The sequence below is a fragment of the Neobacillus drentensis genome, assembly GCF_036965425.1.
Lineage (GTDB): Bacteria > Bacillota > Bacilli > Bacillales > Cytobacillaceae > Neobacillus > Neobacillus drentensis_F.
This window is the reverse complement of sequence record NZ_JBALPP010000083.1, coordinates 344-6,261: the sequence shown is the minus strand read 5'-3', so window position 1 is coordinate 6,261 and position 5,918 is coordinate 344. Positions and strand designations below refer to the sequence as shown.

The 5,918-nt window shown below is 34.3% G+C and carries 4 protein-coding genes and 2 pseudogenes; 2 read left to right on the top strand and 4 right to left on the bottom strand.

All coding sequences use genetic code 11. The annotated features are described in order from the left end of the window. Positions 1-540 precede the first annotated feature (540 nt). Both V7161_RS19525 and V7161_RS19520 read right to left on the bottom strand, forming a co-directional pair. Positions 541-1,542 carry a DUF3231 family protein gene (locus V7161_RS19525; RefSeq protein WP_335714576.1) on the bottom strand — a complete coding sequence of 334 codons (1,002 nt, stop codon included), beginning with the start codon at positions 1,540-1,542 and terminating at the stop codon, positions 541-543. A 530-nt stretch (positions 1,543-2,072) separates the two neighbouring features. Next, positions 2,073-3,017, bottom strand: a complete 945-nt coding sequence (locus V7161_RS19520) for a metal ABC transporter substrate-binding protein (protein WP_335714575.1) — start codon at positions 3,015-3,017, stop codon at positions 2,073-2,075. A 225-nt stretch (positions 3,018-3,242) separates the two neighbouring features. On the opposite strand from V7161_RS19520, the gene V7161_RS19515 reads away from it, so the two are divergent. Continuing rightward, on the top strand, positions 3,243-3,602 hold the full coding sequence (locus V7161_RS19515) for a permease (RefSeq protein WP_335714574.1): 360 nt from the start codon (positions 3,243-3,245) through the stop codon (positions 3,600-3,602). On the opposite strand, the pseudogene V7161_RS19510 reads toward V7161_RS19515, so the two are convergent. Then, a pseudogene (locus V7161_RS19510) lies at positions 3,567-4,363 on the bottom strand (NAD-dependent epimerase/dehydratase family protein). The gene V7161_RS19515 and the pseudogene V7161_RS19510 sit on opposite strands and share 36 nt — an antisense overlap. A 496-nt stretch (positions 4,364-4,859) precedes the next feature. Here V7161_RS19510 and V7161_RS19505 point away from each other — a divergent pair. Further along, a pseudogene (locus tag V7161_RS19505) lies at positions 4,860-5,084 on the top strand (aldo/keto reductase); the annotation flags it as partial. Between the two features lie 155 nt (positions 5,085-5,239). Here V7161_RS19505 and V7161_RS19500 read toward each other — a convergent pair. Next, positions 5,240-5,815: a class I SAM-dependent methyltransferase gene (locus V7161_RS19500; RefSeq protein ID WP_335714573.1), complete on the bottom strand. Its 576-nt coding sequence runs from the start codon at positions 5,813-5,815 to the stop codon at positions 5,240-5,242. Positions 5,816-5,918: the final 103 nt, after the last annotated feature.

Genomic DNA, 5,918 nt, shown 5'->3' with positions numbered 1-5,918 from the left:
TGGTACTGGTCGGGGCACTGGCCGTCGCGGCACTGGCCGTCGCGGCACCGGTCGCCGTTCCTAAAGTCATCGGTCAATCCACGTTGCATCAAATTGTGAGGTTCATACACTTTTTATTAATTTCAAGAACACAACCATGAACACGATGTTGAGTCAAGTTCTGATTAGGATCATCATCACTACTCCCATGATCACCAATTTTAATAATATGGGTAGTATAAAGACTAGCTTAAAGTTTAAATAAGCTAGTCTTATTTTTTTGTACTAACCTGCCCCGTTAGTACAATAAAAATGGAGAGCGCCACAGCCATCCCACTCTTTACCTCTTGCCCCCATTAGTTTTGTGCATTATTTCACAAACATGTTTCAAAAATAATAAAAGGTTGCCTTAACAACTTTTTAAATAAAAAACTGTATGCATTTCTTTATGCTAATACCTACAATAACACCAGGGATTACACATAGTATTGGAAGCCGAATAAGACAAATCCTCTACTAGGTTCACTACATTTTCTTCACCCTTTAAAAAAGTAAAATTATTCAATTAACAGGTAATTCTTTACGGTCATCAGCTTCGGGAAGTTTTTCAACCCAACCATTGTTTATGACAACACTTCCAAATTTGGTTAATTGTTTTAGTATCCCTATTATTGCTTTCTCGTTTTGACCTATTAAATCAATCCTCAAACTTGCAGCTAAAGCAGTACCGTAATACGAAATTGCAGCTGATGTTAGAAAACCAGTTAGTAATGCCATTAATCTATCTGAAAAGGGTGAGACTATTGAATTTGTTACATATGTATCCAATAGTTTGGGAACGTGAAGATTTTCCGCCTGTAATAATGATGAAAAAGCAGAATAATTCTTATTAATATCACTTATGTTCGTTTCAAGATATTTCCGAAGTTCATTATTTTTAGTAACTTGACTAAAACCTACAGAGATTGCCTTTGCTAAACTGGTCTTTTTTAAATTAAAAAAGATGTTACCAGCCTCTGCTGTATTTAATGGTCTTTTCTTACCAATTACATCTAATGAATATCCTAAGTTTGAGATATATTCAACCTCTTTAGGATTGGAAAAATAAGGAGGTTTCTCATAAAGCCCTTTTGATAAAAGAATTTCAACGCATTTATTGTCTATTTCCATTGCATCAATATTACATTGAAAATAAAAATCCCGAATATCTGGGCGTATTGAGGTAGCTAAAGTAAGACTATAACTAGATAATCCAATATTGCTCATTGTATGTAAATAGTGTAACCAGAAATTATCTACAAATAAGGGGGGAGCTTCTTGGTTTACATCTTTATCTGTAAAACCGTCTGGTACAGGGAAATTTTCTTTATCGAAAAACTCATTTAATTTTTTTACGTGTTTTATAGATAATTGCAAAGAAAATTCGAACAGTGAAAGAACCTCGGAATCCCTAACTGTGTCTAACACATATTTACTAACACAAATAGACATCGTTTCCTGAATATATTGTGTGAATAAATTTGTGATTTCCGTAGATGTCAATCTGTTATTATTGGTGTCCATTTTAGTTCCTCCATTATTAAAACAACCTTGTTTTATCAGTTATAATTCCCTAATTCTCTAAAGAAATATTCGACTCATTATTGCACTAAACAGCCCCGTTAGCTGAATAAGAAAAAGCCACCAAAACTGGCAGCCGGATCTTCAACTCTTGCACAAGTTAGTGTAAGTACAATGTTTCACAAGTTCCCCTCATGCACACTATCCTGTCTAAAAGCACCTTATAAAATTATCGTAACCTTGCAAATCTGGCATGCTCTTCTTTTACCAAACTTATGAATTTCTCCTTCTCCACATCCATACTTATAATCATTTTTACATTTTTTACTGCTTCTTTTTTATGATGTCAAGCTTAATATCAAATTTTTGTTATTTTAATCATTTTATTTTTAGAAAATTTACTCTTTTAAAATGAATTCCCACTAAACTTTGCCTTTTTAGGTCAAAAAGAAAAGCAGAAAAAAGCAGCGTAAACCATTAGATAAATTAATGAAATCAAAAACTTTTTTATAAACTCCAAATTAGATAACTAATCAAAAAAGCGATAATTTCAATGCATCTAGATTTTTTTTCATAACACCAATATAGTCTAATCCTTGTTGTTGCTCTTCTTTCGTTAATCCTTCTAAGGGATTGAATACTTCTGTTTTAGCACCTATTTCTTTAGCTAACGTTTCTGCCACTTTTGAAGATGTCATCTCCTCAAAATAAATAACTTTGATATTTTTCTTCTTTGTCAGCTCTGTTAATTCAGTTAATTTTCCTAATGTTGGTTCAACATCGGGTGACAATCCTGCGATAGGAATTTGTGTCAGTCCATATTGTTTTGCCAAGTATCCAAATGCAGCATGTTGTGTAACAAATTCTTTCCTCTTAGCTTTATCGATAGTCTCCTTATATAAGTGATCCAAATCAGCTAGATCCCCATTTAAAGCCTCTGCATTTTTTTGAAACTGGTCTTTATTTTGGGGATCTGCCTGTTCTAAAGCCTTAGCAATATTGTTTACTTCTTGCTGAGCTAGAACTGGAGAAAGCCAGACATGAGGATCTTTAGACGATGAATGTTCCGAATGACCATGTTCCTCCTCATCCTCTGATTCGAGTGCATCCATCAATTTAATCCCATTGGAAGCCTCAACAACCTTTAAATTGGTATCGTTAATACTTTTCAATACCTTTTCAGTCCAAAGTTCAAAGTATTGGCTATTGTAAATAAAAACATCAGCGTCTTGAATTTTTGCCATATCCTTTGCTGTCGGTTCCCAATCATGTGGTTCTACACCATTTGGTATTAATAGTTCCACGTTTGCTGAGTTGCCTGCTACCTTTTTTGCAAAATAGTACATTGGATAAAAAGTAGTGACAATTTGCAGTTTTTTAGATCCTTCACTTGTTTTTTCACTTTTCGTTGAAGCTGTGTTTGAGCATCCACTTACCATTAATAGAAAAATAACTAATAGGACTAACAGTCTTTTCATGTTCATTTACCTCCAAGGTATCTTTAATTAGGAATTATTACGATTTATGAAGCATAATTATATTGTATATTTAAATATTAGTAGCAATATTTAAATCGTAATTATTACGAATTAAATCTTATAACGATTATTTATTTATGTCAATTATCAAATTTTAATGACATAGTTAACTAGAATTTCATATCCATATGATAGGAATGATAGATTTGAGGAGGTAGAATGGTTGTGAGCTTTATAAATAAGATGGTAAGAGATAGCCTCGTTTTACTATTATTTTGTTTATTCCTTTTGCTATTTCTTTTTGCGGAGGAATTAGCAAACCTTTCTTTTTTTACTAGACTCCCTAGTACGTTTTTTAATGTAAATACCATTTTTCTTAGTATTATTTTAGAAGCCATTCCATTTATTTTTATGGGTGTATTTGTATCAGCCATTATCCAATCATTTGTTTTCGAAAATGTAATCCGAATGATCGTGCCCCGTAATGCCTATTTAGGCCTTATACCAAACAGCAGCCAGATATTACATACTGGCTGCTGTTTCGTTTCTTCATTGAAGATTTTCTTCATGATGACCCTTCATTAATATATCAAGTGCAATTAATATATCAAGTGCATTTTCCTTTGAAACAAAGCCGAGCTCTTTCCAGGTTGATTCAGTGGACCATGGTTTTCCTGGATTATCAGAAACACCATAATACGTTCCATATTTGACTGTGGATTCGAGGGCTAAATCAAACAACTGGACGGTATCTTTATGGGATAATAGAGTCCGGTGCAATCGCTTCTTTTCCCTGACTGCCTTCTTTTCCTCTTTTGGAACACTGCCAATTCGTATATTGATGACAGATAGCGGTTGATCAGGGTTACGAGCTAAGATATGTCCAATATTTTCTGAGGCAAGCTTCAGCACCCCATAAAGACTATTGGAGAATGGATAATCCCCGGTTGTATTTCCCTTCCTAATTTTGAAATCCCTTCAGCTTCGTAGTAATCCGTTGTATGATTGCTGCTGGCAAAAATTACTTTTGGAATCCCTAATTGGAGTGCCGCATGCATGATGTAGAAAGAGGACATTAAGTGAATCTCAATCATCTTATGAAATTCGGCTATATTTTTTAACTCATTTTTGGTTTTAATGTTGAGTAAATTGATAAGGACATCTGAATCCTTTGGAATGCTTTTTAGTAACTGTTCAACATCCGTGACATCGACCTGAATAAAATTCTTTTGTTCATTAGGTTTTATTTTATCAAGGATGACAATGTCATATTTAGTCCGAAATCCATTTCGTAAAATGGTTCCAATGGTTCCAGCCCCACCGATTATGGCAACTTTCTTCTTCATTTTTGCTCCTCCATATTCATCAGAGATGCTTTAAGGTCTCTTTCTTTCATTAAAATTTAAGCCCAAAGAGAATATCCACAGCAATCAGTCTTTAACCATAAGCTAAATTCACCATAGTTCTCTGAACCGATACTAACAACATGTATAGAACGCGTTATACCACACTTTTCACAAAACAACCGCCACCCTAGGTCGTAAGGATGATCAATTATCTTAGCATACGATGACAGCGAGGGCATTCAACAAGTACACAATCAAGAAAATAATTAATTCCTTTTCCTGGAAAAGGAACTTCAAGCTTTTTTTCAGAATTGGCACAAAAGCAATGGTCTAACCAAAACAAAACTGAGGTGGAGGCTTTTACGGTGATGTTAAGCTGGGCACTTTATGGAGCTGCGATATATTGAATGCAAAATCAAACTACCCAACCAGAAGATTACGTAAAGCAATTAATGCCATTTATAAAAAATAGAATAAACATGGATAAAGAGAATGAGTGGAAGCTGTAAAAGAAGTTGCAGAAAATCATGGAGTGCCTCAAGCACAAATTGCATTGGCGTGGCTACTACAAAAACAGCCTGTTACAGCACCTATCGTCGGCGCGACAAAAATTCATCAATTAACAGATGCCGTTTCTGCCATAGATATCAAACTAATACCAGATGAGATTAATAAACTTGAAGCACCTTATATCCCACACCAAGTTTTAGGATTTCTTTAAGAAGTAACAGAGAGATGAACTCAGTTTATCTCTCTTTTTTACTTAAGTTGGTTCCATTTTTCTTATTCAACTATTCTACTTTGTTAGCACAAAAAGAAAATGAGATCGCCATCCCATTCTTTAACTCTTGCACCCTATAGTTGAAGTACAATTCTTCACAAACTTTTATGATATGGTTTAACAGCATCAATAATCAGCGAAGGAAAAACAAGGTTATCACCTTGGTTTCGAGGATCATATTTCTTGGAACGAAAAATAACACCATCAACTCCATCCCAGTAATTCTGATAAAAATTCCCTTCCTCATCACAATACTCCAGTAATTGAACTTGATAACCAGCTGTTTCAAACATTTTTTTCAAAGTTTTATAATTGTAAACGATTTTATGACTAAATGCCGGGTGGTCTATTGGTCCTGGTCCTCCAACCTGTACAATATTTTGGTAAGACTCATCTCGAAAATAACCATCAGGTACTGCACAACGAATATAGCCTGAAGGCTTTAAATATTTAAAACACATTTTCGCTGACTGTATACCTTCTTCATAGGTAAGGTGTTCCCATACGTGTTCAGCAAGTATAGCTGTTATTGAACTTTTATGGAACCTGTTTTGCCAAGTAGTTTCGTCTAATAAATCTAATTCTTCTTTCTGTGTATGTAGCCAACCAGGATTATTATTATATTCCCCTGCACCAATAACCAACTTAATTTCATTTTGTTTTACAGTCAACTTTTCACCCACTTAGGAAGTTAATGATTACTATTTTCTTTCTAAACTATCAATTTTCCTACTTAAACAAACCTGCCCCGTTACTTCAATAAGAAAAGCCGCC

Coding starts and splice junctions, on each gene's coding strand:
- V7161_RS19525 (WP_335714576.1), bottom strand. CDS start 1,542: ATGGACACCAATAATAACAGATTGACATCTACGGAAATCACAAATTTA.
- V7161_RS19520 (WP_335714575.1), bottom strand. CDS start 3,017: ATGAAAAGACTGTTAGTCCTATTAGTTATTTTTCTATTAATGGTAAGT.